Genomic DNA, 26,769 nt, shown 5'->3' on the forward strand with positions numbered 1-26,769 from the left:
CAGTTCAATAGAAAAAATCAAAATAAATGTATTAAAATCAGTTTATTGTAGTATTTAAAGCAAGTGGTTTCTTGTCTTAGAATAAACCTTTAATATTAGTAGCAAATAATTTAACAGCAATTGCTAATAAAATAACGCCAAAGATTTTTCGCACTACGTTAATCCCTTGTTTTCCTAAAACTTTTTCAATCTTACCCGAAGATTTTAATACAATATATACAAAGATAATGTTTATAACGATAGCAATAACAATATTGATGGTTTGATATTCTGCTCTTAAAGATAAAATCGAAGTCATAGTACCTGCACCGGCTATCAATGGAAAAGCAAGAGGAACAACTGCGGCGGTTTCAGGAGCATCATCTCTATAAAGTTGTATACCCAAAATCATTTCTATGGCCAAAAAGAATATAATAAAAGATCCGGCAACGGCAAATGAATTAACATCGATACCTATCAGACTTAATATTTGTTTACCAACGAATAAAAATAATATCATAAGGATAGCAGCTACAATTGATGCCTTTTCACTTTGTATATGTCCTACTTTTTTTCGAAGGTCAATTATGATAGGAATACTACCTACAATATCGATCACCGCAAACAAGATCATGCTGGCAGTCAGGACTTCTTTAAGATCAAAATTCATAAATGATGGTTTCAATATTTGTACAAATGTACTAGAGTTTCTTAAATAAATAGATAAACCCATCTTGACTTTTTGTTTTAATGAGTAATTTTAAAGTGGAAGAGGTATTATATTGTATGCAACGTTATCAGTTTAATCAAATGAATTCCCATTAAGCAAAGTATCCAGGCGTAACAAACAAACACTAAGACTTTTACAACCAAGAGTCAAAACAGAAAAATTGTCTAGTTTCTTGATTCCTAAAGCGAAGCGGTCTTAATTTCTGATACTTGGGCTAGTACTGTTCATGCGCACCTAAAAACTTGGTATACTACTTTTGATGAATACAGAATTTTTCATTGTACAACCTATTGGAAAAAGTTGAAACGAGTTCTTATATTTGTCCCATGTTTCAGTTAGGAAAAACCATTGTTTCAGAAGAAATTATCGAGAAAGATTTCGTCTGTAATCTATCAGCTTGTAAAGGAGCATGTTGTATTGATGGTGAGGCAGGAGCTCCCCTTGAAAAGTCTGAAGTTCAAAAATTGAAAGAAGTATATCCAATTGTTAAGTCGTATTTGCGTAAAGAAGGTATACAAGCAATCGAAGAGCAAGGAACAGCTGTACAAACTTCTACCGGCGAATTAGAAACCCCTCTTATAGATGGTGTAGACTGTGCATACGTGATTTTTGATGATAAAGGAACGGCGATGTGCGCTATAGAAGAAGCTTACAATCAAGGTGAAATCGACTGGAAAAAACCTATTTCTTGTCATTTATACCCCATACGAGTTCAGGAGTATTCAGAGTTTTCTGCCGTGAACTACCATAAGTGGGATATCTGCGATGATGCCTGCGCTCTGGGGAAAGAGCTACAAGTTCCTGTATATAAATTTGTAAAAGAAGCACTCATCCGAAAATTTGGTGAAAATTGGTATATCGAACTAGAGAAAGTAGCTGAAAATTTGAAAACATAGTACCTGTCGTGTAAATTATTGAATTATAACAGTTAACGTCAATTTCGAGCACATAAATTTCATAGTTAAAATAGGTATACCCGTTTCTTCCCGTAATACCTGCCCGCCTTTTTCTAAATAAAATGGCAGGCGGGGATTTCATAATGCGTAATCTGGGTGTAAATAAAAACTTTTGAAATATGCTCTTAATCGATAGTTTTACCTAACTTATGCTAGATTTCAGCTGAAAAGTGAGCTATGTACCCGTCATTTTTGAAGGTTGTAAGCCCTCATTTTTGCAAAAATTAAAACTTTTTGTAGTTACGGTTTTAGCGTAATTTTATTGTTTTTCTTCAACATAATCATAGCATCAAAAACCTTGTGAATAAGTGCTAAATAAGGGCTTCGCGGGGTTGCTAACATTCTTATTAACATCTTTCATTTTTATATTTATTAAATTGATAATCAATTTGTTATATTCTATTTTGATGACTCGTATAACAATAAGTGAAATTTGTTCGTGTTGAAAACTTTGTTGAAAACGTTTGCTAACTTCTAGGAGAACTTTTGACCTATTTCTTGATCTTTGTAAGACCCTTTGAAAAGAAAAATTCTAAAAAAACCGTAAAAAAAATTAAGATGAGTGCAGTAGAACCAATTTTGCAAGAAAATAAAGATCGATTTGTTATTTTTCCTATTCAACATCATGACATTTGGGAATGGTATAAAAAATCTGAAGCTAGTTTCTGGACTGCCGAAGAAATCGATCTACATCAGGATATTACCGATTGGTCTACTAAACTTACAGACGATGAGCGCTATTTTATCAAGCATATTTTAGCGTTTTTTGCAGCTTCTGACGGAATTGTAAACGAAAATCTTGCTGAAAATTTTGTTAACGAAGTGCAATATAGCGAAGCGAAGTTTTTCTATGGTTTTCAGATCATGATGGAGAATATTCATTCTGAAACCTACTCTTTGCTTATCGATACGTATGTAAAAGACGAAAAAGAAAAAGATGTATTGTTTAATGCTATCGAAAATTTCCCTGCCATTAAGAAAAAAGCAGACTGGGCATTAAAATGGATCGAGTCAGACTCTTTTGCAGAACGTTTAATTGCTTTTGCGGCAGTTGAAGGAATTTTCTTTTCAGGAGCATTTTGTTCTATTTTCTGGTTGAAGAAACGTGGTTTGATGCCAGGGCTTACGTTTTCTAATGAATTGATCTCAAGAGACGAGGGCGTGCATTGTGATTTTGCCGTTCACCTTCATAACCATCATTTGGTTAACAAAGTGTCAAAAGACAGAATTCGTGAAATTTTGGTAGATGCATTAAATATCGAAAGAGAATTTATCACAGAATCTTTACCTGTAAGTCTTATCGGGATGAATTCGAAACTAATGACGCAATATTTAGAATTTGTAACCGATCGATTGTTAGTAGAACTAGGTTGTGAGAAAGAGTATGGAACCGCTAATCCATTCGATTTTATGGATATGATTTCATTACAAGGTAAAACCAATTTCTTTGAGAAGCGAGTTTCAGAATATCAAAAAGCAGGGGTGCTTAATAAAGACACCGAAGAAAATAAAATAAGTTTTGATGCTGATTTTTAAGTAAAAGTCATTCCTAGGAAGACTAAATCTTAAAGCATTGCACAAAATTCATAATATATTCATTCTGAGCTAGTCAAACATATTTCTTCTGTTTACTATTAGGATTAGCTCAGTTTGATACAGCTTTGTTATAAAAGCACACATAAACAAAGACGGGAAATAGTCACAATATTGTATGTTATAAAAACTTACTCTTGTTTTTAAACAGAGTAGTGTTTTTGATATCCTATTTTATAAGGGTAGCATACAATAAAATTGACTTGTATATAAAAAACAGTAACACGAATTAATATCAACTTCTTTGTAAAAAGAAAATTTAAAAACCAAAACGACGTATGTATGTAGTAAAAAGAGATGGCCGTAAGGAACCTATAATGTTCGACAAGATTACCGCTAGGGTAAGAAAACTATGTTATGGACTCAATCCACTAGTCGATCCCGTAAAGGTGGCGATGAGAGTGATTGAAGGATTGTATGATGGAGTGACAACGAGTGAACTTGATAATTTAGCTGCAGAAATTGCAGCTACAATGACCATAACACACCCAGATTATGCGAAGCTTGCTGCACGTATCTCTGTATCTAACTTACATAAAAACACAAAGAAGACTTTTTCTGAGGTTATTACCGATCTCTATGAGTATATAAATCCGCGAACCGGCAAAAAAGCACCATTAATCTCAGATGAGGTGTATGATGTTATCGTTGCCAATAAAGAGAAATTGGATTCTACAATTATCTATAACCGTGATTTTGGATATGATTATTTTGGTTTTAAAACATTAGAGCGCTCGTATTTACTTAAAATTAACGGTAAAATTGCAGAGCGGCCTCAACATATGTTAATGAGAGTTTCTATTGGGATTCACGGTAACGATTTGGATGCCGCTATAGAGACATACGAATTAATGTCAAAAAAATACTTTACACACGCCACGCCTACCTTATTTAACTCGGGAACACCCAAACCACAAATGTCTTCTTGTTTTTTACTAGCCATGCAAGATGACAGCATCGATGGTATTTATGATACCTTAAAGCAAACGGCAAAAATCTCTCAATCTGCAGGTGGTATAGGATTATCTATCCATAATGTGCGTGCTACAGGATCGTATATTGCAGGAACCAATGGTACCTCTAATGGTATCGTTCCTATGTTAAGAGTTTATAATGATACTGCACGGTATGTAGACCAGGGCGGTGGAAAAAGAAAGGGGTCTTTTGCTATTTACGTAGAACCCTGGCATGCCGATATTTTTGATTTTTTGGATCTCAAAAAGAACCACGGTAAAGAAGAAATGCGTGCCCGTGATCTATTCTATGCCATGTGGGTGCCTGATTTATTTATGGAACGGGTACAAAATGATGCCGAGTGGACCTTAATGTGTCCTAACGAGTGCCCGGGGTTATTCGATATGCATAGCGACGAGTTTGAAGAAACCTATACACGGTACGAAGCAGAGGGTAAAGGGCGTAGAACTATAAAAGCACGCGAACTTTGGGAAAAAATATTGGAATCTCAAATAGAGACAGGAACACCGTATATGTTGTATAAAGATGCTGCAAACCGCAAGTCGAATCAGCAAAACCTGGGGACTATTCGCTCATCCAATCTGTGTACAGAGATTCTAGAATATACCAGTCCAGATGAAGTTGCAGTATGTAATCTTGCATCAATCGCATTACCCATGTTTGTTAAAAATGGCAAGTTTGATCATAAAGAACTTTTCAGGATTACGAAGCGTGTTACCAAAAATTTAAATCGTGTCATTGATCGAAATTTTTATCCGGTAAAAGAAGCTGAAAATTCAAATATGCGTCACCGCCCTATAGGATTAGGTGTACAAGGATTAGCCGATACGTTTATACAATTACGTTTACCATTTACGAGTGATGAAGCTAAAAAATTAAATCAGGAAATTTTTGAAACCCTGTATTTTGCTGCTGTTACTGCCTCTATGGAAGAAGCAAAGGCAGATGGACCTTATCAAACATACAAAGGATCTCCAATATCAAAAGGAGAATTTCAATATAATTTATGGGGAATAAAAGATGAAGAATTAAGCGGTCGCTGGGATTGGGCAAAATTACGCAAGCAAGTACTTAAAAATGGTGTGCGTAATTCATTACTGGTAGCGCCAATGCCTACAGCATCTACTTCTCAAATTTTAGGAAACAACGAAGCATTCGAACCTTACACCAGTAACATCTATACCAGGCGTGTATTATCTGGGGAGTTTATTGTGGTAAATAAACATTTACTAGAAGATCTTGTTAAATTAGGGCTATGGAACGATGAGCTTAAAGACGCTATCATGCGGGCAAACGGATCGATTCAACATATAGATATCATTCCGCAAGAGCTCAAAGAACTGTATAGAACGGTCTGGGAGATGAGTATGAAAGACATTATTGATATGTCACGTCATCGAGGGTATTTTATCGATCAATCACAGTCACTTAATCTCTTTATGGAAGGAGCCACCATGGCAAAATTAACATCTATGCATTTCTATGCCTGGAAAAGTGGATTAAAAACCGGAATGTATTACTTAAGAACAAAATCTGCAGTTGATGCTATTAAGTTTACACTCAAAAGTGAGAAGCAAGAAGCACCACAAGCAGAAAAGGTAGCTGTAGCGGCAGCGCAAGTTATGGAAGCACAAGCAACCAAAGAGCAACCAAAGCAAGCGCCTGTTTCTCCAGAAGGAACCTCTCTATCTCCAGAAGAGCTAAGAGCATTAATTGCGCAATCAAAAGAAGCTGAAGGAGACGATTGTTTAATGTGTGGGTCATAAGACCTTGATTTATATAGGGTAAAAGGGAAGTATCGTTAAGAGCTTCCCTTTTTGTGTAGTTAACTTTTTTGCTAAAGGTGCTAAGAATATAAAAACTAAAATGCTAAAAGTTGCATGCCTTTAGAAGTAAATGTTTGTAGTCTTAAATGCAGTGTGACGCGTTATTTATTGACATGTTTATCAATACTTGTGCTAATTGATTATATTTGTTTTTGCTAAGTATTATAACATTTGAAAGCTAAAAAATTTAAGAGATTTGATTTAAAATTACCTCATCCAGAATTTGGTGGTGAATTGACATCCTTAGTTCTAGAACTTGAACACTTGAGAAGATTGCAATTAAAGGGAACTACTAATCCTTTCGTCTTTTTTCAACTAAAAGATCTTTTTCATACATTAGAAAGTATTGGCTCTGCTCGGATTGAAGGTAACAACACTACAATATCCCAGTTTATTGAAACCCAATTAGAAGATAGACCATTTGTTAATGAAAAAGTGGAAGAGATAAGAAATATTGAAAGAGCCATGCGTTGGGTTGACGAGATAGTCAACGAACAAGAAATAAACAGAGGGTTCATAAGCGAATTGCATAAGATTATTGTAAAGAATTTGACTCCTTTCCCTAATGGAGAAGGAGATTATACTCCAGGGAATTATAGAAAACAGCAGGTAGAAATTAAAGGAACTGACCATATACCTCCACCGGGTTATTTGGTTGAAGAATTAATGGATGAGCTTTTTAAATTTGTTAATGAAGATGTACCTGCACAATATGATTTATTGAAAGTAGCCGTTGCTCATCATCGGTTTATGTGGATTCACCCTTTCGGGAATGGTAATGGAAGAACTGGTCGTTTGTTCACATACGCAATGTTGGTTAGAACTGGATTTCAAGTAAATATTGGACAAATATTAAATCCTACCGCTATATTTTGTATTGATAGAGAGAAGTATTATGAATTATTGTCAAAAGCTGATAAAGGAAATGATTCTGACATTGAGAATTGGTCGATTTATGTTTTACGCGGATTAAAAAATGAAATAGAAAAAATAGAAAAACTTACAGATGAACAGTTTGTTTTAAATAACTTATTATTACCATCACTAAGTTATTCATTAAAAATGAAATATATAGATGAGGAAGAATTTTTAATTTTAAAAATAGCGGCACAAAAAAAAGTGATTCAAGCAGGAGATTTGAAAACTATACTTAAAAAGGTACACCAGACAACAATTTCTAGGAAAATCAGGAGTTTGAAAGAAAAAAAAATGCTTAAAGCCGAGTCGAAAAATGGGAATAAATATCATTTAAACTTTGTGAATAATTTTTTGATAAGAGGAATGATAAATGCACTTGGGAATGAAGGATATATTCCCCTCAACGAGTAAATTACCTCAGGGCAAGTCCAAGAGGCATTCGTTGAAAACAATATTTCAATTTCGAGACAGGCCATGGGGTATTATAACTTTGGCGGTGCCAATAAAAAGATCACTCGACACTAACATATGATGAACTGGGAACAACTTCTATCGCTAAAACGACAAGGAGATACGAATAAAAGATTACGAAAAGAGCAAGATGAAACCCGTTTAGGGTTTGAGGTAGATTATGACCGTATCATTTTTTCTTCAGCATTTAGAAGCTTACAGGATAAAACTCAGGTGATTCCACTATCCAAAACCAGTTTTGTACATACTCGCTTAACACACAGTCTTGAGGTTTCGGTAGTAGGGCGTTCTTTGGGTAGAGCCGTAGGAAAGAAAATATTAGAAAAACACCCACACCTTTCTACCATTCATGGGTACCGATTTAACGATTTCGGCGCCATTGTCGCTGCAGCTGCACTGGCTCATGATATTGGTAACCCACCTTTTGGGCATTCGGGTGAAAAAGCTATTGGAGAATATTTTAAAAGCGGAAAAGGAGTTCGTTACAAGGATCAACTTACGCCAAAACAATACCAGGATTTAACAGATTTTGAAGGCAATGCTAATGGTTTCAAACTTTTAACCGAGTCCAGGCAAGGAGTAGAAGGAGGTCTTAGATTGTCCTATGCTACTCTGGGAGCGTTTATGAAGTACCCCAAAGAATCGCTTCCGAAGCAACCTACAAAACATATAGCTCATAAAAAATTTGGGTATTTTCAGAATGAAAAATCCTTTTTTATGGAAGTGGCCAAAGAAGTTGGATTGTTACAACGAAAAACAAAGGGAGAGTTCACCTATAGTCGTCATCCTTTAGCGTTTTTGGTTGAGGCAGCAGATGATATTTGTTATACGATCATCGATTTTGAAGACGGCATTAATCTGGGTCTAATCGAAGAAGGGTATGCCTTAGAATACCTTATCAAATTAGTAAAAGATACTATTAATACTTCAAAATATAATAACCTGGTCACTACTGCCGATCGATTAAGCTACCTCAGGTCGTTAGCCATTAACACGTTGATAGGAGAGGTAGCCAACATTTTTATTGATAACGAAGACGATATACTCTCAGGAAAATTTGATATGGCTTTGATTGATGAAAGTAAGTACCAAGCTCAGATTAACGATATCGCTAAGATTAGCATCGAAAAAATATATCAAAGTCAAGGGGTTATCGAAAAAGAGATTGCAGGATATGAAATTTTGGCTACGTTATTAGATCGATACTGTGTAGCTGTAGATAACAACAGTGTAGGTAATCCTTCAAATTACGACAAACTTATCCTCAAAGCAGAAGGGGATAATTTTGAGTTTACTCACGAGGATTTGTATACAAGATTAATAAGCATTTGCAAGTATGTAGCGGGTTTAACTGATGGGAGTGCGTTAATGAAATTTCACAAAATTAAAGGATTACAAATATAGGTCCCTTATACTATTTCCCTAATAAGCTTACGAATTTTTTTAGAAGAAATCCCACAATGATCATGTAATTCTTCTACAGTGCCATGTTGAATAAAGTGATCAGGAACTCCTAAAGTAATGATCTTATTATTGAAGTTATGTACATTGGCAAAATCGATAACAGAGCTGCCAAAACCTCCTTTTGTCACACCCTCTTCAATAGTAATAATGGTAGTGTGTTTTTCTAAGATTTCGGTAAGCATTTTTTGATCAAGAGGCTTAATGAAACAAAAATGATAATGTCCTACCTTGGCAGTAGAAGATACATCAGCCAGCGCCAAAATAACATTACGAGCGATAGTACCAGTAGAGATAATAGCAATAGTATCACCTTCTGTTAATTGCCGTGCTTTTCCGATTTGAAGAGGTTTAAACGGGACTTCCCAGTCTTTTAGGTGTCCTTTTCCCCTAGGGTATCGAATTGCGATAGGAAGATCTAATCCTGAAGAGGCGGTGTATAATAGATTTCTTAATTCAATTTCGTCTTTTGGCGCGGCAATAATGATATCAGGAATACAATTTAAGTAGGCAATGTCAAAAACCCCATGATGCGTAGCACCATCCTGGCCAACCAAACCTGCGCGGTCAATACAAAAAACTACTGGAAGCTTTTGTAACGCTACATCATGAATAATTTGATCATATGCCCGTTGCAAAAAGGTAGAATAAATAGTACAAAAAGGAATCAATCCCTGGGTAGCCATTCCTGCCGCAAGTGTAACGGCATGTTGTTCTGCAATACCTACATCAAAAGCACGATCGGGCATTTCTTTCATCATGTACTTTAGTGAACTACCCGTTGGCATAGCCGGGGTAATCCCTACAATTTTTTCATTTTTTCTTGCTAGTTCTAGTAATGAATACCCAAAAACATCTTGAAACTTAGGGGATACTTCTTTATCGTTTTTAGGGGTCAGATCTCCTGTAGTGGCATCAAACTTTCCTGGGGCATGATATTTTACCTGATTCTCTTCGGCTTGCTTTAGACCTTTCCCTTTAGTAGTGATCACATGCAACAATTTAGGGCCCTTTGTATGTTTAAGTTGCTCGAGTGTAGCGAGTAGTGTAGAGAAGTCATGCCCGTCAATAGGACCAAAATACGAAAAATTTAATGCGTGTATGATAGTATTTCTTCCTAGCTTCTTTCCTATTTGTGCTTTGGTAAGATATTCTTTCAGCGCTCCTACGCTGGGATCTATCCCGATGGCATTGTCGTTTAAAATAACCAATAGGTTGGTGTTTGAAACTCCAGCGTGATTAAGCCCTTCAAAAGCCATTCCGCTAGCGATAGAAGCATCACCAATAACAGCAATATGTTGCTTGTCGATATCTCCCTTTAATCCCGAGGCAATGGCCATCCCCAATATGGCAGATATAGAGGTAGAAGAGTGCCCCACGCCAAAAGTATCGTATGGGCTCTCGCTACGCTTTGGGAATCCACTTATGCCGCCCAATTGTCGATTGGTATGAAAGCGTTCTTTTCTTCCGGTCAGTATTTTATGAGGATAGGCCTGATGCCCTACATCCCATACCAAAAGATCGTATGGTGTATCAAATATGTAATGTAAAGCGATCGTAAGTTCTACAACACCCAAACTTGCTCCCAAATGTCCTTCTTTGGTGGCGACTACATCGATTATAAATTTTCGCAATTCTTTAGCTACCTGTGGTAATTGACCTACTGCTAATTTTCTAAGATCCGATGGGTAGTAGATATCTGCTAACAATGATTCTGGCATATCACAAAAATACTATTTTGTGCGCGTTTCAGGTAAACTTTTATAACATTAGAGAATGAATGATTTTATTTGTTAGATTTATACTAAATTGAACTGTTTATATTTTAATGAATTGGAAGAAGTTTATATGAATATCCGTAATTTAACCTAAACGGTTTGCGTTAAGCTGAATACTGAAACGAGTCAGCACAGGCTTGTTTCAGCTTCTCATCTCAATGTACTGAAAATAAACGTAATGAGATCCTGAAATGAATTCAGGATGACTTCTCAGTTAAATTTTAGGTATAATAACGGACAATCAAAAAGTTTATATCAGTTCTATGTACTCATGCCAAAGTCTTGTCAGGTTGAATTTAATTCATTGTAATCAATTATGAATGTTCAATTAAGATGTAAAGTAATCGCACTATGCTAGAACCATTTGACGATAGTTATTTTATGAAAAAAGCGTTGCAGGAAGCCGAGCTTGCTTTTGCTAAAGATGAAATTCCTGTTGGGGCAGTCATTGTAGTTAACGATCGAATCATTGCGCGAGCTCATAATTTAACAGAGCTTCTTAATGATGTTACTGCTCATGCAGAAATGCAAGCCATTACCGCTGCATCGAATTTCTTGGGAGGTAAATATCTTAACGAATGTACACTGTATGTAACATTAGAGCCTTGCCCTATGTGTGCAGGAGCTTTATATTGGAGTCAAATAAAAAGAGTAGTCTACGGTGCAAAAGATGAAAAGCGAGGATATAACGCCATGGGTACAAAGCTTCATCCTAAGACCGGGGTTACCGGTGGTGTGCTTCAAGAAGAATGCAGTAGACTTTTACAACATTTTTTTATACAAAAACGAAACTTAAACTGAAGCAATACCCGGTTCCTATCAGGGTAGAGTTTATTATATAGACGGGTTACCCATTTAGTTCGCATCATCATTCTATGATGATAAAAACATCTATCCCTTTTCCTGTGCTCTATCTCACCTGTCGTTGTTACGGCGCCAACGTCTTCAAAAGGAAGGGAGGCAAAAGTCTCCCCTTGAGGGGAGATTTAGAGGGGTGTAAACCATAACTGATCTTAAATATCCCGGAAAGTAGTATCTGAGACTTAGATGGGTAACCCTATTATATAAAATTCCTTCTAGAGGTGCTGCGTACTCAGGATTTTGTTGGCACCGCCAAACGGTATAATACCTCGAAGTAGTTTCTAGTGCTGGTCTAAAATCTCTAATCTAAGCCCTTATTTTTTGATTGGTAGTACAATACCTTACTTTATTCATGTCATCGTAGCTGGTTTCTCTAGTGCCTTACATATGATTATAGGCTGAAAAAAGCTGTATTTAATACGAAAATTTTAAAATAAAAAAGGCTGCCTAACTATTTTCAGGCAGCCTCTTGAAACTGGTTATTTTTATAGCTTAGTCATGAATTATTCGTACATGTGCTGCGATAACTCCTTTGCGTCCTTCTTCTTCTTGATACGCTACTTTGTCACCTTCATTTAAGGCTTCGCCGTCAATTCCTGAGGCATGCACAAAGATGTCTTTTCCTGTTTCGTCGTTGGTTATGAATCCATAACCTTTAGATTCATTAAAAAATTTAACTGTACCTTCCATTGTATTAAAATAAAAATTTTTGAGATCTAAAGTTAGTTTTAAAAATTTAAGGAAGCGTTATTAAAATGTGAATATTTCTTAAATGTATTAAGGCTTTCGCTCATTTTTTTGATCGTAATCCCTCATTTTCTTTAGGTTTTCATCGGTAAGCATATAATCTTTTACTTTTCTGTCTTTCCAACGATAGTAGATAAAGATAGGCATAAGAACAAAAGATGCAGCTAGTATTCCTATACCCACTAATTGGTCTCCAAAAGCATGATTGCCCGAGTTTTTATAGTAATATCCGGTACAAACTAAAACAACTACGCCAATAAAAAGAATACGAATAACGTATTTCATAGTAAATATAGTATTAAATAGACAGCCTACCTTGCTATACGTTTTGGTAACTTAACGTTTAGTTTTTAAGTAAAATTAATCAATTTTCTACGATACGAGGTCAGCAATTTTGATTTTGAAATAAAACCAAAGTATTTTCCATTTTTGATAACAGGTAAATTCCATGCACCCGTATCTTGAAATTTTTGCATGACCATTTTTACATTGTCTTGTTCGTAAATAATAACCGTAGATGTGGGTGACAAGAGCGTTTCGACTTTTACTTTATGGTACATGGTGATATCGAACATAATATCTCGAATATTATCCAGTGTAACGATACCTACCAAATGTTCAAATTCATCAATTACAGGGAACAAATTTCGATTCGACTTGGCAACAGCCTCACTCAACAGTTGCTTTAAAGTGTAAGTGGGAGAAACCGGTATAAAATTAGTTTCTATACAGTCTTCAAGATTCATGAGCGTAAGTACGGTTTGATCTTTGTCATGGGTAAGCAAATGTCCTTGTTCCGCCAGTTCTGAAGTATAGATATTGTGTTCCATTTTATTCTTAGAAATAAAAAATGAGATAGATGTAGTAATCATTAAAGGAACAAATAACCCATAACTCGAGGTGATTTCGGCAATTAAAAATATTGAAGTAAGCGGTGCATGTAAAACACCTGCAATAAGGCCTGCCATACCCAACAGTGTAAAATTGGCCTCAGATACGTCAAAACCCAACCCCAGATTATTAATTACTTTAGCAACTACGTTGCCCAGGGAGCTACCCATAACCATGGTAGGAATAAAGATTCCGCCAGATCCGCCTGCGGCAAAAGTTGCCGTCATAGCTATAGCTTTAAAGATGATGATACCTGTTAATAATGCGATTACGATCCATATGTTTTCGGTCATAGTATCAAAAGGAGTTTTGCCAATAGCCTTAAAATGGTCTCCGTGTAATAAATCATTGATAAATCCAAGCCCTTCTCCGTAGAGTGGAGGAATAAAATAAAGCATAATGCCTATTGCCAAACCACCAACAAAGAGCTTGTATATTTTTCTGGGAAAGCGATCAAAGAAGTGAAGGATTCCAAAGTACATTTTTGTGAAATAAATAGAGGCAAAGGCTGTTCCGATGCCCAATGCTATATAAAAAGGAGTGTCGTAAATGTCAAATTTCTCAATGACTTCAAACCTGAATAACACTTCGTCCCCTAAAAAGAAATAAGAAGTAATAATGGCAGAAACCGATGCAAAAAGTAAAGGTAATAGCGAGGCCAAGGTAAGATCCAGACTAAATACTTCAACAGCAAACACCAACCCTGCCAGTGGAGATTTGAAAACTGCCGAAATAGCACCCGCTGCCGCACAACCTATTAATAAAAAACGAGTTTTGCCACTCATTTTCAATAAAGTACAAAGGTCTGAGCTTAATGTAGAACCTGAGCCAATAGCAGGTCCTAAAAGCCCTACAGATCCCCCGAAACCTACGGTTATTGGAGCCAGTATAAGTGGTAAATAGCCATGAATTGACTTTATAATTCCGTCTTTTTTAGAAAGAGAATGTAGAATAAGCGGAATTGCCGATCGCACATTTTTTTTAAATATAAATTCTGTAATAAGGTAAACAAACAATAAACCCACCACGGGAATTATAAAATAAAAAGATGTTTGCCACGAAATGATATCACTTTGAAGGATTACTTCTATAAGATGTGTCAGGTTTTTAAGGAGTAAAGAAATAAGTCCCGCCGCAAAACCCACAAGAATACTTAATATCAGAATAAAGTTTTTATTGGAGATATTGCGATATCGCCATTTTAAAATTTTATAGAGGAACGATTTTTTTGAGGCAACCATACATTATTTTAATCATGCAAATTCAGAAAACATATTCTGTACAGAGGTATCTATAAGATTTGTTCTTGAATTTACATTTAAAACGTATAAAGTTAACTATTTTCGATAAGCTTTTTAAGTTCTTCTAGATCTTGGATGTAAATTTGATATAATACCTCTACATATCCACGCTTGTGAACAAATCCGGTATTGAAATCTTCAATCGCTTTTGTGATATGCCTTCGCGCATTGTTGATGTCTTTTTGCTTCAAAAAACATTTAGATAAATAAAAATGAGCGTCGGCATAGTGATTTCCAGAATATTTTAAAACTTTGTGAAAGTCTTCAATGGCCTTATTATAGTCTTTTTCAAGATATGCCACTATACCACGATATAAAAAAGCGGTTACGTCTACATAATCTTCGCCCGAAGCTTTGATTTGATCATTTATATAGGTGTCGAAGAAAGATTTTGATTTTGTATAGTCTTTTAAACCGAGATAAGCGAGACCTCTCATATAATTTACACTCTGTCCTTGGGGAGTATCATCAAAATTAGGCGTTAAAATATCGGTGGCATTAAAATCCTCAATCGCTTTTTTATAATTTCTGTAGAAATATAAGTATAAGTATCCTCTCCATCCTTGCCACTCTTCGGGGTTAAGTTCGACAGCTTTATCAAACAGAGGTTTCCATCTGGTAGGCATACCTCTTTTTAAATACGGAATAGATAACATTCTCCATGCATCTGCATTTTCAGGATCTATTGCGAGTGCTTTTTCTATATAAATCATTGATTCCGGCGTGCCTTGAAGTTCTGGAGCTTCTACAATTTCATCCCCTCCGTTAATCATTTCGTTCGATATTCTTTTATCTTCAGGAGTCGGATTTTCTGCACAACTGAAAACAATAAGGATCAGAACAAAACCGCTAAGGTAAAATTTCAGAAATTTCTCCATCTTCTATTTTATAAGATACATACATGTAATAATTAATGCCGCTTTTTTTGGATCGATACCCATTCCAGTTCTCTTTATCTGCGGTTAGTTGAAAAAGCTGGTTCACCATATCCTCAGACAATGTCGTTTCTTCCAAACCAAGGTTCATTTGTACAATTTCATATCTTCCGGTTTCGCCACGACAATTAACAATAAATCTAAAATTTAGATATCCCGAGTCTGTATATCCCTTATTTCGATATGTAGCCCGTATGGTTTTGTCGAAAACTCCCTTGTTTGGCTTATAAGCATGTTTTGGCAATCCGTGATGTGTACCTTTTATGTCTTCATCACCACAGATTTCAAAGTTTATGTCAGAGATTGTGGTTTCAGGATCCAAGTAGCCAATATAGTTTGGGTATTTCTCTGTAGAAGCGTCATTATTTTTACAAGAATTCAAACAGATCAAGAAAAAAATGATCAAACCAAACATCTTTCCAGCAGTTGATAGAAAAAGCCTCATTTTAGTTACAAATCAAGTTGGATATGCAGCTCTTTAAGCTGATCGTTATCAATTGCTGCGGGTGCGTCAATCATTACATCGCGTCCGTTATTATTTTTAGGAAAGGCGATAAAATCTCGTATCGTTTCTTGACCACCTAGTATAGCTACCAATCGATCAAGCCCAAATGCGATGCCACCATGGGGAGGTGCCCCATATTGAAACGCATCCATCAAAAACCCGAATTGAGCTTTTGCTTCATCTGGTGTAAACCCGAGATAATCAAACATAAGCGCCTGCGTTGCCGTATCGTGAATTCGAATTGAACCCCCACCGATTTCATTACCATTTAGCACCAAATCATATGCATTTGCTCTTACCTCGCCTGGTTTCGAATTTAAAAGAGTAATATCTTCGGGTTTGGGAGAAGTAAATGGATGGTGCATGGCATGATAACGTTCTGTTTCATCATCCCACTCTAATAGCGGAAAATCTACCACCCATAGTGGTGCAAATTCTTCTGGATTTCGCAGTCCCAAACGATCAGCGAGCTCCATTCGTAAAGCACTTAATTGTGCTCTTACCTTGTTCTTTTGACCAGAAAGAATACAGATCAAATCTCCGGTTTGCGCTTTGGTTACTTTGGCCCATTGCGCCAGATCTTCTTGATTATAAAATTTATCAACCGATGATTTATAGCTTCCATCATCATTACATTTTACATACACCATTCCCAGGGCACCAACCTGAGGGCGTTTAACCCATTCAATAAGTTTATCTATTTCTTTTCTGGTATAGGATGCACCGCCGGGAACCGCTATACCTACGACTAATTCGGCATCATTAAATACTTTGAAATCTTTGTGTTGTGTGACTTTATTAAGTTCTCCAAATTTCATCCCAAAACGAATGTCTGGCTTATCGTTTCCATAAGTTTGCATAGCTTCAGCATACGTTATTCTCGGGAATTCATCACAATCGACATTTTTAATTTCTTTCAGTAAATGACGGGTTAACCCTTCAAATACAGTAAGCACATCCTCTTGCGTAACAAAAGCCATTTCACAATCAATCTGGGTAAACTCAGGCTGCCTGTCGGCTCGTAAATCTTCATCCCGAAAACATTTTACGATTTGAAAATACTTATCCATTCCGCCCACCATAAGCAACTGTTTAAAGGTTTGGGGTGATTGTGGCAGTGCATAAAACTGGCCTTCGTTCATTCTAGAGGGAACTACAAAATCCCTGGCGCCCTCTGGTGTTGATTTAATGAGATACGGTGTTTCTACTTCTATAAAATTTTTATCAGAGAGATACTGTCGAACCTGCATGGTTACCTGATGACGAAATATCAAATTATTTTTAACCGGGTTGCGACGAATATCCAGATATCGATATTTCATTCTAAGATCTTCGCCACCATCGGTTTCGTTTTCTATCGTAAAAGGCGGTACAATAGCCTCGTTAAGAATAGTAAGCTCGGTCACTAGAATTTCTATGTCGCCAGTAGGGATGTTTGTATTTTTAGACTCCCGTTCGATGACATGACCTTTTACCTGAATTACAAACTCTCTTCCCAGAGTTTTTGCTTTTTCTACCACCTGTGCAGGTGTTCTTTCTGCATCAAATATCAATTGTGTAATCCCGTAGCGATCTCTAAGATCTACCCAAATTATAAATCCTTTGTCACGCGTTTTTTGAACCCAGCCGGCCAGGGTAACTTCGGTGTTCATATGTGAGGCACGCAATTCGCCACATGAATGACTTCTATACATAGTATTTTCGGTTTTTTTTTTACTACAGTGGTAGTATACAGACATCTTTACCCATTTCTAATGCGTATTATAACATCAAGTAAACTCCTACGCTAATGTTGGACAACGACTAAGAGGGCAAAAATAAAAAGATTTGGCGATTTGTAATCAACTCTATGCAGAATAGTTTAGAAATATGGTGGCATATCGCAGATATATTTTGAATGAAGAACTAAAATGTTAAAGAAATAAATAGTTATTATCAATTTTACGGTTAAACCATAATTAGTGCAGTTTACTGTATATTTTATTGCGAACAACTGTTAGTTTAACATTGTTTTTTCAATTTCTTTTAATAGCTTTAACACTTCATTTAAACAAATCATTATGAAACAACAAACTCATCTTAGCAAAATAGTAGTTTTGCTATTTTTAATTTTTGCTCCAGTACTTATGTATGCTCAAGAGACAATTACCGGAAAGGTGGTAATCGAAGAAACAGGAGAAGGAGCACCATTTGTTAATATTATCGAGAACGGTACCGACAATGGTACGGCTACCGATATTAATGGTAATTTTTCGATTACGGTAAGCACCTTACCAGCACGTTTGCGCGTATTTGCTCTCGGATTTTCTACTAAAATGGTAGATGTAGCTACAGCCGGAGCTATAACTATTGAGATAGGAGAGTCTACAGAAGCCTTGGAAGAGGTCGTAGTGACTGGTTTGGCAACATCTGTGAAACGGGCTAATCTGGCGAATGCTGTGTCTACCGTTTCTGCTGAAGAACTTGTGGGTATAACGGCACAAACTACAGTAGATGGAGCTTTATATGGTAAAATTCCGGGGGTAAATATTACACAATCCTCGGGTGCACCAGGAGGTGGTTTTGCACTTCGACTACGCGGAATTTCATCCATAATAGGAAACAATCAACCTTTATTTATAGTAGATGGGGTGTATATCAGTAATTTAGAGATTCCTTCAGGATTGCGTTTTGCATCAGGCGCTAATAGAGGTAATGAAGAAAATTCTGGAAATAGATTGGCTGATTTGGATCCAAATGATATAGAAAATATTGAAGTTTTAAAAGGAGCTTCCGCAGCTGCAATATATGGCCAACGCGGTAATGCAGGTGTAGTTATCATAACCACTAAACGAGGTAAAAGCGGTAAAACACGAATACGTTTTGCTCAGGACGTTGGATTTACTAAAATTCTTAATCCATTAGGATTGCGATCATGGACAGAAGAGAGTGTTTTTGATGCCTTCTTCACTCCCAATCCTAATGATCCGGAAGCCGAAGCTAACTCAAGAGCCTCTGCCGAGGCAGAGGTAGCTGCTTTTCGAAATGCAATACAAAATGGAGGATTAATAGATTATGAAGATGAAATTTACGGAGAAACGGGATTAATAACCGAGACTAAAATTAGTGCTAGTGGTGGTAATGAAAATACTAAGTTTTATGTAGGAGCCTCTCATCGCGATGAAGAAGGGATCATTCGCAATACGGGTTTTGAAAGAATTTCAATGAGAGCTAATATAGACCACAAAGTATCTGATTTCTTTAGTTTTTCTGCATCGTCTAATTATGTACGAAGTACTTCGAGTAGAAGTTTTACAGGAAATGAAAACGAAGGCGGGTTAAGCTTTGGATACAATCTTGCATATACCAGACCATGGACCAACCTTTTTCCTGATGCCGAAGGCAATTATCCTGACAACGATGATCCATCTGCTAATGGAAATATGCTTTTGGTAAGAGATCTGGCCAGGAATGAAGATTCGAATAATAGATTTATTCAAGGGCTGAAAACTAATTTCAATTTTCTTAGAACAGACAAACATAATGTAAAACTTGTTTTAAATGGAGGGATCGATTATCTGGCCAACGAGACTTTTGTATATGTTCCTGAAATTCATCAAGCACAAAGAGATAGAGATAATGGGTTTATAGGTGTTGGAAAAAACAATTTTACGAATTTTAATTTACAGGCTATAGGGGTTTGGAATTACAATGCCTTCAACGGAAACTTGGGACTTACAACACAGGCAGGAACATCTTATCTTGAACAAGAAGCAGATCAGGTTTTCAACCAAACAACGCAGTTAGTTCTTAACCAAACTAACCTTACCCAGGGTTTTGCCCAGCAAATCACTCAAAACCAGTTTAAGATTAAAGAATTTGGATATTTCTTCCAAACAGAGGCGAACTACAAAGATCAAATTATTGGTACTGTGGGACTTAGATTAGATAAATCAACCTTAAATGGAGATCCTAATGAACTATACAGTTTCCCGAAGGCTTCTTTGGCAGTAAATATTGCAAACTTTGATTTCTGGACTATTGAAAACGTAAACCAATTAAAATTAAGGGCTGCTTATGGAGAAACCGGAAACTCAGCCGCTTTCGGTTCAATTTTTACAGTTCTGGGACCTGTTGCTATTGGTGGGAACGGGGGGTTATCTATTGGTGGCAGACCGAATGAGCCTGATGCAGGAATTTTAGGCAACCCTGATGTAGCACCCGAAACATCTACTGAATTTGAGATCGGGTTCGATACTCGACTATTTGATATGGTAACTCTAGAAGCTACGTATTATAATCGAGAAGTCAGAGATCTTTTATTAAGAAGAAACTTACCTAGAACATCCGGATTTAACACTGAAACAAGAAATTTTTCGGATCTTGTAAATCAAGGGGTAGAAATTACATTAAACGTTGATGCTTTTAATACTGAAAACTTTTTCTGGAACTCTGGAGTGCAATTTTGGTTAAATCGATCTGAGATAACACGCCTAACTGTTCCTCCTTTTGGACAACCGGGAGCTGGATTTGGTTTAGGTTTCGGTACATTTTATATAGAAGAAGGCGCACCCATCACCGAAATTGTAGCTAATGTTGATGGAGAACCTACAGCTATTGGGGATGTAGAACCCGATTTTCAAATGTCTTTCACCAATCAAATGACATTCTTTAAAAACTGGGACCTTTCTTTTCTTTTACACTGGAAAGAAGGTGGGAATAATTTGAACCTTACCCGATTATTATCTGATGATGGAAGAACAACTGCAGATTTGGGAACACCAGAAGGGCAAGCCAGATTAAATGCTTCTGGCCCCAGACGATTTATTGAGCCTGCGGGATATGTGCGACTTAGAGAAGCTGCCTTATATTATAGATTTCCCCAGAGCAGCTTACAATGGTTAGGAGACGGTATCAGTGGTATTAAACTCGGCGTATCAGGGCGCAATTTATTTACCATTACAGATTATAGCAGTTATGATCCCGAAGTTTCTGTAAATGGTGGCGCAGGTTTATCCTCTGGTTTAGAGGTGACTCCATTCCCCAGTACAAAACAATACTATTTTCATGTAAGTGTTAATTTTTAATAAAGAAAACAATGAAATTCACGATAAATAAATTCATCTTTAATGTACTTTGTTTTGCTAGTATCTTATTAGCAGCATCCTGTACATTCGACGAACAAGAAAATCCAAATGCACCTGCTTTAGAAGAAATTCTGGATAATGCAAGTGTAAGCGAACTTAATAATTTAGTTTCCGGAATTGAAGCTACCATGAGAACAGGCTTAGGGATTCAAACCACCGGTAGCGGTACCATGGCAAGAGAACTATATCTTTTTGATGCAGATCCCAGGAATACCAGTGATCTTCTAGGGGAAGATGGCGAAGATTTGGATAATAACTCTTTTTATACTACGCAGCCTTTCAACGCGAGATATGTTTGTATCAAAAATGCTAATATTTTAATGGAGGCTTTAATGAATACTGAATCGGTAACAGAGCAAGAGAAAGAAGGGTACAGGGGGTTTGCTAAAACCATTATTGCCTATGAGCTGATAGAGGTGCTTAAATCTTACGGACAGGCAAGAGTTGATGTTACCGATCAAAATGATTTAGGACCTTTTCTAGATTTCGATCAAGCGATTATAGAGGTCGTTAGAATTTTGGATGAGGGATTAGTACATCTTGAAAATTCTGGAAACATATTTAGATTTCCTTTAGCCGGATTTGCTAATTTTGATACTCCAGATACATTTGTGCAATTTAATAGAGCAACTAGGGCAATAGCTTCTTTGTATGCGGGTAATTATTCTGATGTGATAACAGATCTTGAGAATTCATTTTTCGATCTTAATGGAAATATATTCTTAGGAGTGCAACATGTCTTTAGTTTAGGGCCTGGTGATATTACCAACGACTTGTTTAAAACTCCAGAACAAAGTGGAGATCAAATCATAGTGCATAATAGTTGGATCAATGAGGCTGATGCAGGAGATATCCGGGTGAGCAGAAAAGCCAGACGTAGAGTAGTTAGTGAAGCCAAGGATAATTTGAATGGTACTCATGAGACTGCCCTATATGAAGAGAATACTTCTCCAATAGATATCATTAGAAATGAAGAATTGATTTTAGTATATGCCGAAGCTAAAATAAGAACTAATGAATTAGCCGATGCTCTAGAAGCGCTAAATATTATTAGAGACAAATCAGGAGGATTACCTGCTTATGATGGGGTTCAAACTTCAGAAGCGCTAACTGCAGAATTATTGAAGCAGAGACGGTATTCCCTTTGGTGCGAAAATCATAGAATGTTCGACCTTAGACGATATGATCTTTCTGATACGTTACCCATAGATCGCGAGGGGGATCAAATTTTTAATGTACTTCCTATTCCATTTTCTGAAAATGTGAATCAATAAATGAAAAAAGGATGGGCTAGTCTTAGATGATTACTATAGAAGAGGGTGTCTAAAAAGTATTAAAAAACGTCATTACGAAAAATTTTAATTTTAAAGTAATCTGTTTATCAAAAACTTAAGTTCAACAGATTCCTTCGCTTCTTTCGGAATGACAACTTTTTAGACATCCTCTTTTTGTTTTTATGAATTTACTATCTTAACAATATTTCTTCATTTCGTATTTGATAAAGAATCCATTTTGCAGATAGTGTACATGCACTTCCAAAAGGTCAGAGGCTATAGCAAAATCTATATAAAACAACCAAACGCCTATACATAAGCCTAGAACTTTTGAGTTTTAAGACATAATTTTTTTGGCAGATAGTATAATATCATAGGGGGCTAATCGTGTCGTAGATTTGATTTAGATGGTTGTAGTGACCTCGACGAGACAAATGTCGAACTCTTTTGATGAAAAAGTTTTGAAAATTAACGAGTTAGCAAAAGGGTTTAAGGTTGCTTAACAAAATTTTATAATTCAGGATATTCGATTAAATATTGTCTCTTAGATTAGTTTACTAATTCTGTCTTTTATTTTAAAAGAAATTAAAACATAGAATGAAAATCCTATAAGCAATAAAACCATGCTCCAAAACGGAGCATGGTTTATATTTTATTCCTATAACAAAAAACGCAGTACTTAAAACTCTATAATTCCAAATAGTATGTTAAAAAATAAAGGTTTTTTGAACAGTTCGGATAAAAGAATAGCTAATAAAACATATAAAGTGATTTTAAACCATGCTCTGAAATCTTAAATTTTACTACTTTTTTCCTACAATAATATCAAATAGTCCCAAAACTGTGATTTATGTAACATTCAACTCCTATTATATAACCTCTTATCCGTTAATTATAAAGATCTTTACCTTAACAATTTACACTTTGTTGTTTCAAAATTCAAACGATGAAGAATTTATATTGAGATTTGTTATACAGTTCCTTTTCAAAGAAATGACTATAGTAAAAAATAATTCTTAGAGCGAATTAGACATTATACAAGACAATCCATTGAATCATTTTCTGTTTCCTTTTATTAGTAATTTACTAATAAAACTTTAGGTTCCGGCGATTATTTTTGTCCTTATATAGTCACCGGAATTTAAAGAAACTTAATAATCCAAGGATTAGACTAGAAGGATTAAATCTTATTAAATGAGGCATTAAAAAACTATAATATAGTAAATATGAAACTTGATAATAAGGTAATTGGTAAATACAAAATAGGAGATACCGTATTCACTAAAATCAACCCTAACATTTCCCTGATCGTTCGAAGATATATTAATGGAGTTTATTACTGTGGATTTCAAAATGACCCTGATAGATGGGAATTAGGTTTGACCGCCAGAGCATTGGTAGGAAGTTAAACTATTCCAAAATCTATTTTTTATCTTAAATCATGCAAATTATGAAAACATCGGCAATAGTTTATTGCGAAAATGAATTTGGCAAATTAGATGGTAAAGTCGCAAATGGTCTTGTCAGGCATTCTGGGAAGTATAAAATCGTTGGGATTATAGATAGCACCAAATCAGGTCTTGATGCCGGAGAGTATCTGGACGGAATTAAAAATGAGATACCAATATTTCAAAATTTTAATAAAGCGATTGAGATATTAGACAGCGTTCCAGAATACTTCATCTACGGGATTGCTCCCATTGCACCATTACTTAATAATAAAGAGAAAAAAATTATTTACACAGCCATTAAATCTGGAATGCATATTGTAAACGGACTACCAGAGTTTCTTTCGGATGATGCAGTTTGTATGGAGCTTGCAAATAAATATAATATATCTATTTTTGATGTAAGAAAACCACCTTCGAAAGAAAATCTTCACCACTTTACAGGCAAAATAAGAGATGTTCAAATACCAATAGTAAAGATATCCGGAACAGATTGCGCAGTTGGTAAGCGAACCACCGCGCTTAAATTGGTAGAAGCTCTAAAAAATAAAGGTTTAAACGCTATCTTTGTAACTACAGGCCAAACAGGAATACTTCAAGGTTCAAAATATGGTATTGCCATAGATGTTCTAAGTTCTGGCTTTGCTACCGGAGAAGTAGAAAATGCTATTCTAGAAGCAATGAAAGAACAGCCCGATATTATCGTAGTAGAAGGTCAAGGAGCACTTAGTCATCCGGCATTTACCTCTTCAAGTGCAATCCTTCGAGGGGCTATGCCTAAGGCTATTGTCCTTCAGCATCCACCAAAAAGACGCACTAGGTGTGATTTTCCAGATATTCTAATGCCAACACTTGAGAGTGAAATAAAAATGTTAGAAACCTTCTCCGGATCCAAAGTAATTGCAATAACAATCAATCACGAAGATATGAATGACGAAGAAGTTGAAGATATAACAAAGGCTTATGAAGAAAAATATCAATTACCTGTTACTGATGTCCTAAAAAACGACTGTGGTAAGCTAGTAGAAAAACTTCAAGAAATATTTCCTGATTTAATTCGTGTCAATCCACTACTATGTCAATCCCAAGAATAGATATTAATCTTAGTAAAATTGCTCATAATACTAAGATTTTAAGCTCTATTTTTCAGTCAAAAGGCATAGACGTCATTGCTGTTACTAAAGGAGTTTGTGCAGATCCTCATATTGCTAATATTTTGGTAAAGAGCGGGATTAAAATTCTTGCTGACTCCAGAATATCAAATATCAAAAAAATGCGTATTGCTGGAGTCAAAGCAAATTTCTTGTTGATTAGAACCCCAATGATCAGTCAAACAGAATCAGTAGTATTAGATACTGATATGAGTCTAAATTCTGAGTTATCTGTAATAAAAAAACTTTCAGAATATGCTATCCTACACCGTAAGATTCATAAAATTATACTCATGATAGAATTAGGAGATTTACGTGAAGGAATATTACCATCGCAATTGGAAAACACTATCAAAAAGGTACTGACTCTAAAAGGTATTAAACTTGAAGGTATAGGTACAAATCTTGCCTGCTTTTCCGGAGTTAAACCCACCGCGGAAAAAATGGACATACTATCCTCTATTGCTAATAGTATTGAGAAGAAGTTCAACATAAAGCTATCTATAATCTCAGGAGGGAACTCAGCTAATTATAATTGGTTTAATACTACAAAAGATTTAGGCAAGATTAATAATTTGAGACTTGGAGAGTCTATATTTTTAGGTTATGAACCTTTAACCGGAAAGCCGATTCCAAAACTTTATCAAGACGCCTTTATGTTGACAGCCGAGGTTATCGAACTGAAAAACAAATCATCAGTACCAGATGGCGAAATTGGTCTTAACGCTTTTGGTAACAAACCAAATTTTAAAGACCAAGGCATGATAAAGCGAGCTATCTTAGCCATGGGGGTTCAAGATGTAATGGTGACTGGATTAACCCCAAAATTAGATATTGAAATCCTAGGAGCGGGTGGGGATCACATTATAATCAATGCCAAAAAAGAAGACTTAAAAGTTGGAGACGAGGTGTCATTTACATTAAAATATGGAGCATTAGTTACCGCTATGAATTCATCCTATATTTTTAAAAACATCAAGACACCAATAACCGCAAAAGAGTATTGCACAATAGTAGAAGAAAAAGACAGGTTGCACAAAAAGAAAACCTCAATGATGACTGTCAAGGAGAATAACTCGCCATTGATAAGTCTTCAGGATTCAGGCTTTAATCTAATATTCGAAAAGTCCATTCAAAAAAACTATCGTTATTTAGTTAGAAAAGAAGTGTACGAAAAAATAGGACGGATTAGTAGACTTCTGGATAATCAGGGGAAAAAACTAATTATTAGATCAGCCTGGAGATCATTTGAGCATCAGCAAAAATTATGGAATCAAAAAGTCAGTTTTTTGAAAAAGAAATACCCCAAAAAAACAGTAGAAGAAATTAATGAAATAGTGTCAAACTTCATTGCGCCAAGAGTGCAATCTACCCATGCAACTGGAGGTGCAGTTGATACCCTGATCTATGATTTACGAAAGAAATGTGTATTGGATTTTGGAACCAACGATGGACTACATATAGATTTAAATGAAAAATGTTACCCCAAACATCCTGGCATTAGTCAAGAAGCAAAGAAAAACCGAAAGTTTCTTATGGAACTTTTTGAAAATGAAGATTTTGTGTGTGATCATAAAGAATATTGGCATTTTGACTATGGCAATATTGGTTGGGCGGTAGAAAAAAATAAAAAATATGCTCACTATGGTATTATAGAAGAGTCTTATGTGCAATCAACTGTTTTTAAATACCCTGACAAAACTCCCTTTTATCTTTAGGTGTAATAGTTAATACTTAATCTGACAATTTTAGTAATTTAGTTTAAATCAATTTAAATATTTGTCAGATGAACACAGAAGAAAAAATCATCAAACCAAAGTTAGGACTATTAGAGTTAGCAAAA

At 35.8% G+C, this 26,769-nt stretch carries 19 protein-coding genes; 11 read left to right on the forward strand and 8 right to left on the reverse strand.

The window, feature by feature from the left end:
• Nucleotides 1-76: 76 nt before the first annotated feature.
• A complete protein-coding gene (locus tag J8281_RS13715; protein ID WP_210198226.1) occupies nt 77-649 on the reverse strand; it encodes a MarC family protein in 573 nt (190 codons plus the stop codon).
• 386 nt (nt 650-1,035) lie between these two features.
• Between J8281_RS13715 and J8281_RS13720 the strand changes: the two genes are divergently transcribed.
• The 5 genes from J8281_RS13720 to J8281_RS13740 all read left to right on the forward strand — a co-directional run bounded on the left by J8281_RS13720 (nt 1,036) and on the right by J8281_RS13740 (nt 8,852).
• Nucleotides 1,036-1,605 carry a DUF3109 family protein gene (locus J8281_RS13720; protein ID WP_210198207.1) on the forward strand — a complete coding sequence of 190 codons (570 nt, stop codon included), beginning with the start codon at nt 1,036-1,038 and terminating at the stop codon, nt 1,603-1,605.
• Nucleotides 1,606-2,223: 618 nt separating this feature from the next.
• Complete coding sequence (locus tag J8281_RS13725) at nt 2,224-3,201, forward strand: ribonucleotide-diphosphate reductase subunit beta (RefSeq protein WP_210198208.1); 978 nt, start codon at nt 2,224-2,226, stop codon at nt 3,199-3,201.
• Nucleotides 3,202-3,536: 335 nt separating this feature from the next.
• Nucleotides 3,537-5,999 carry a ribonucleoside-diphosphate reductase subunit alpha gene (locus J8281_RS13730; RefSeq protein WP_210198209.1) on the forward strand — a complete coding sequence of 821 codons (2,463 nt, stop codon included), beginning with the start codon at nt 3,537-3,539 and terminating at the stop codon, nt 5,997-5,999.
• Nucleotides 6,000-6,230: 231 nt separating this feature from the next.
• Entirely contained in the window at nt 6,231-7,388 is a 1,158-nt protein-coding gene (locus J8281_RS13735; RefSeq protein WP_210198210.1) for a Fic family protein, read from the forward strand.
• Nucleotides 7,389-7,508: 120 nt separating this feature from the next.
• Complete coding sequence (locus J8281_RS13740; protein WP_210198227.1) at nt 7,509-8,852, forward strand: deoxyguanosinetriphosphate triphosphohydrolase; 1,344 nt, start codon at nt 7,509-7,511, stop codon at nt 8,850-8,852.
• 5 nt (nt 8,853-8,857) lie between these two features.
• On the opposite strand, the gene J8281_RS13745 is transcribed toward J8281_RS13740, so the two are convergent.
• A complete protein-coding gene (locus J8281_RS13745) occupies nt 8,858-10,630 on the reverse strand; it encodes a 1-deoxy-D-xylulose-5-phosphate synthase (protein ID WP_210198211.1) in 1,773 nt (590 codons plus the stop codon).
• Between the two features lie 408 nt (nt 10,631-11,038).
• Here J8281_RS13745 and J8281_RS13750 point away from each other — a divergent pair, with 408 nt between their 5' ends.
• Nucleotides 11,039-11,488, forward strand: a complete 450-nt coding sequence (locus J8281_RS13750) for a nucleoside deaminase (protein WP_210198212.1) — start codon at nt 11,039-11,041, stop codon at nt 11,486-11,488.
• Between the two features lie 552 nt (nt 11,489-12,040).
• Here the strand turns inward: J8281_RS13750 and J8281_RS13755 are convergent.
• The 6 genes from J8281_RS13755 to aspS form a co-directional block, all read right to left on the reverse strand.
• On the reverse strand, nt 12,041-12,238 hold the full coding sequence (locus tag J8281_RS13755; protein ID WP_210198213.1) for a cold-shock protein: 198 nt from the start codon (nt 12,236-12,238) through the stop codon (nt 12,041-12,043).
• Between the two features lie 87 nt (nt 12,239-12,325).
• Nucleotides 12,326-12,580, reverse strand: coding sequence for a hypothetical protein (locus J8281_RS13760; protein ID WP_210198214.1), 255 nt, complete (start codon nt 12,578-12,580; stop codon nt 12,326-12,328).
• 65 nt (nt 12,581-12,645) lie between these two features.
• On the reverse strand, nt 12,646-14,427 hold the full coding sequence (locus J8281_RS13765; protein ID WP_210198215.1) for a chloride channel protein: 1,782 nt from the start codon (nt 14,425-14,427) through the stop codon (nt 12,646-12,648).
• Between the two features lie 92 nt (nt 14,428-14,519).
• Entirely contained in the window at nt 14,520-15,365 is an 846-nt protein-coding gene (locus tag J8281_RS13770; protein WP_210198216.1) for a tetratricopeptide repeat protein, read from the reverse strand.
• The gene (locus J8281_RS13775; protein ID WP_210198217.1) at nt 15,337-15,867 is read right to left on the reverse strand and encodes a hypothetical protein; all 531 of its coding nucleotides are present in this window, start codon (nt 15,865-15,867) and stop codon (nt 15,337-15,339) included. The genes J8281_RS13770 and J8281_RS13775 overlap by 29 nt, the downstream gene beginning before the upstream one ends.
• A gap of 5 nt (nt 15,868-15,872) precedes the next feature.
• A complete protein-coding gene (gene aspS / locus J8281_RS13780; protein ID WP_210198218.1) occupies nt 15,873-17,621 on the reverse strand; it encodes an aspartate--tRNA ligase in 1,749 nt (582 codons plus the stop codon).
• A gap of 366 nt (nt 17,622-17,987) precedes the next feature.
• Here aspS and J8281_RS13785 point away from each other — a divergent pair, with 366 nt between their 5' ends.
• From J8281_RS13785 to J8281_RS13805, 5 genes are all read left to right on the forward strand, one after another.
• Nucleotides 17,988-20,993 carry a SusC/RagA family TonB-linked outer membrane protein gene (locus J8281_RS13785; protein ID WP_210198219.1) on the forward strand — a complete coding sequence of 1,002 codons (3,006 nt, stop codon included), beginning with the start codon at nt 17,988-17,990 and terminating at the stop codon, nt 20,991-20,993.
• 11 nt (nt 20,994-21,004) lie between these two features.
• On the forward strand, nt 21,005-22,327 hold the full coding sequence (locus tag J8281_RS13790) for a RagB/SusD family nutrient uptake outer membrane protein (protein ID WP_210198220.1): 1,323 nt from the start codon (nt 21,005-21,007) through the stop codon (nt 22,325-22,327).
• 1,226 nt (nt 22,328-23,553) lie between these two features.
• Entirely contained in the window at nt 23,554-23,736 is a 183-nt protein-coding gene (locus J8281_RS13795) for a hypothetical protein (protein WP_140592049.1), read from the forward strand.
• A gap of 41 nt (nt 23,737-23,777) precedes the next feature.
• Nucleotides 23,778-24,869 (forward strand): DUF1611 domain-containing protein, encoded by a 1,092-nt coding sequence (locus tag J8281_RS13800; RefSeq protein ID WP_210198221.1) that lies wholly within the window; start codon nt 23,778-23,780, stop codon nt 24,867-24,869.
• Nucleotides 24,851-26,644: an alanine racemase gene (locus J8281_RS13805; RefSeq protein WP_210198222.1), complete on the forward strand. Its 1,794-nt coding sequence runs from the start codon at nt 24,851-24,853 to the stop codon at nt 26,642-26,644. Before J8281_RS13800 ends, J8281_RS13805 begins: the two co-directional genes overlap by 19 nt.
• Nucleotides 26,645-26,769: the final 125 nt, after the last annotated feature.

The organism is Aquimarina sp. U1-2, from assembly GCF_017897595.1.
GTDB lineage: Bacteria > Bacteroidota > Bacteroidia > Flavobacteriales > Flavobacteriaceae > Aquimarina.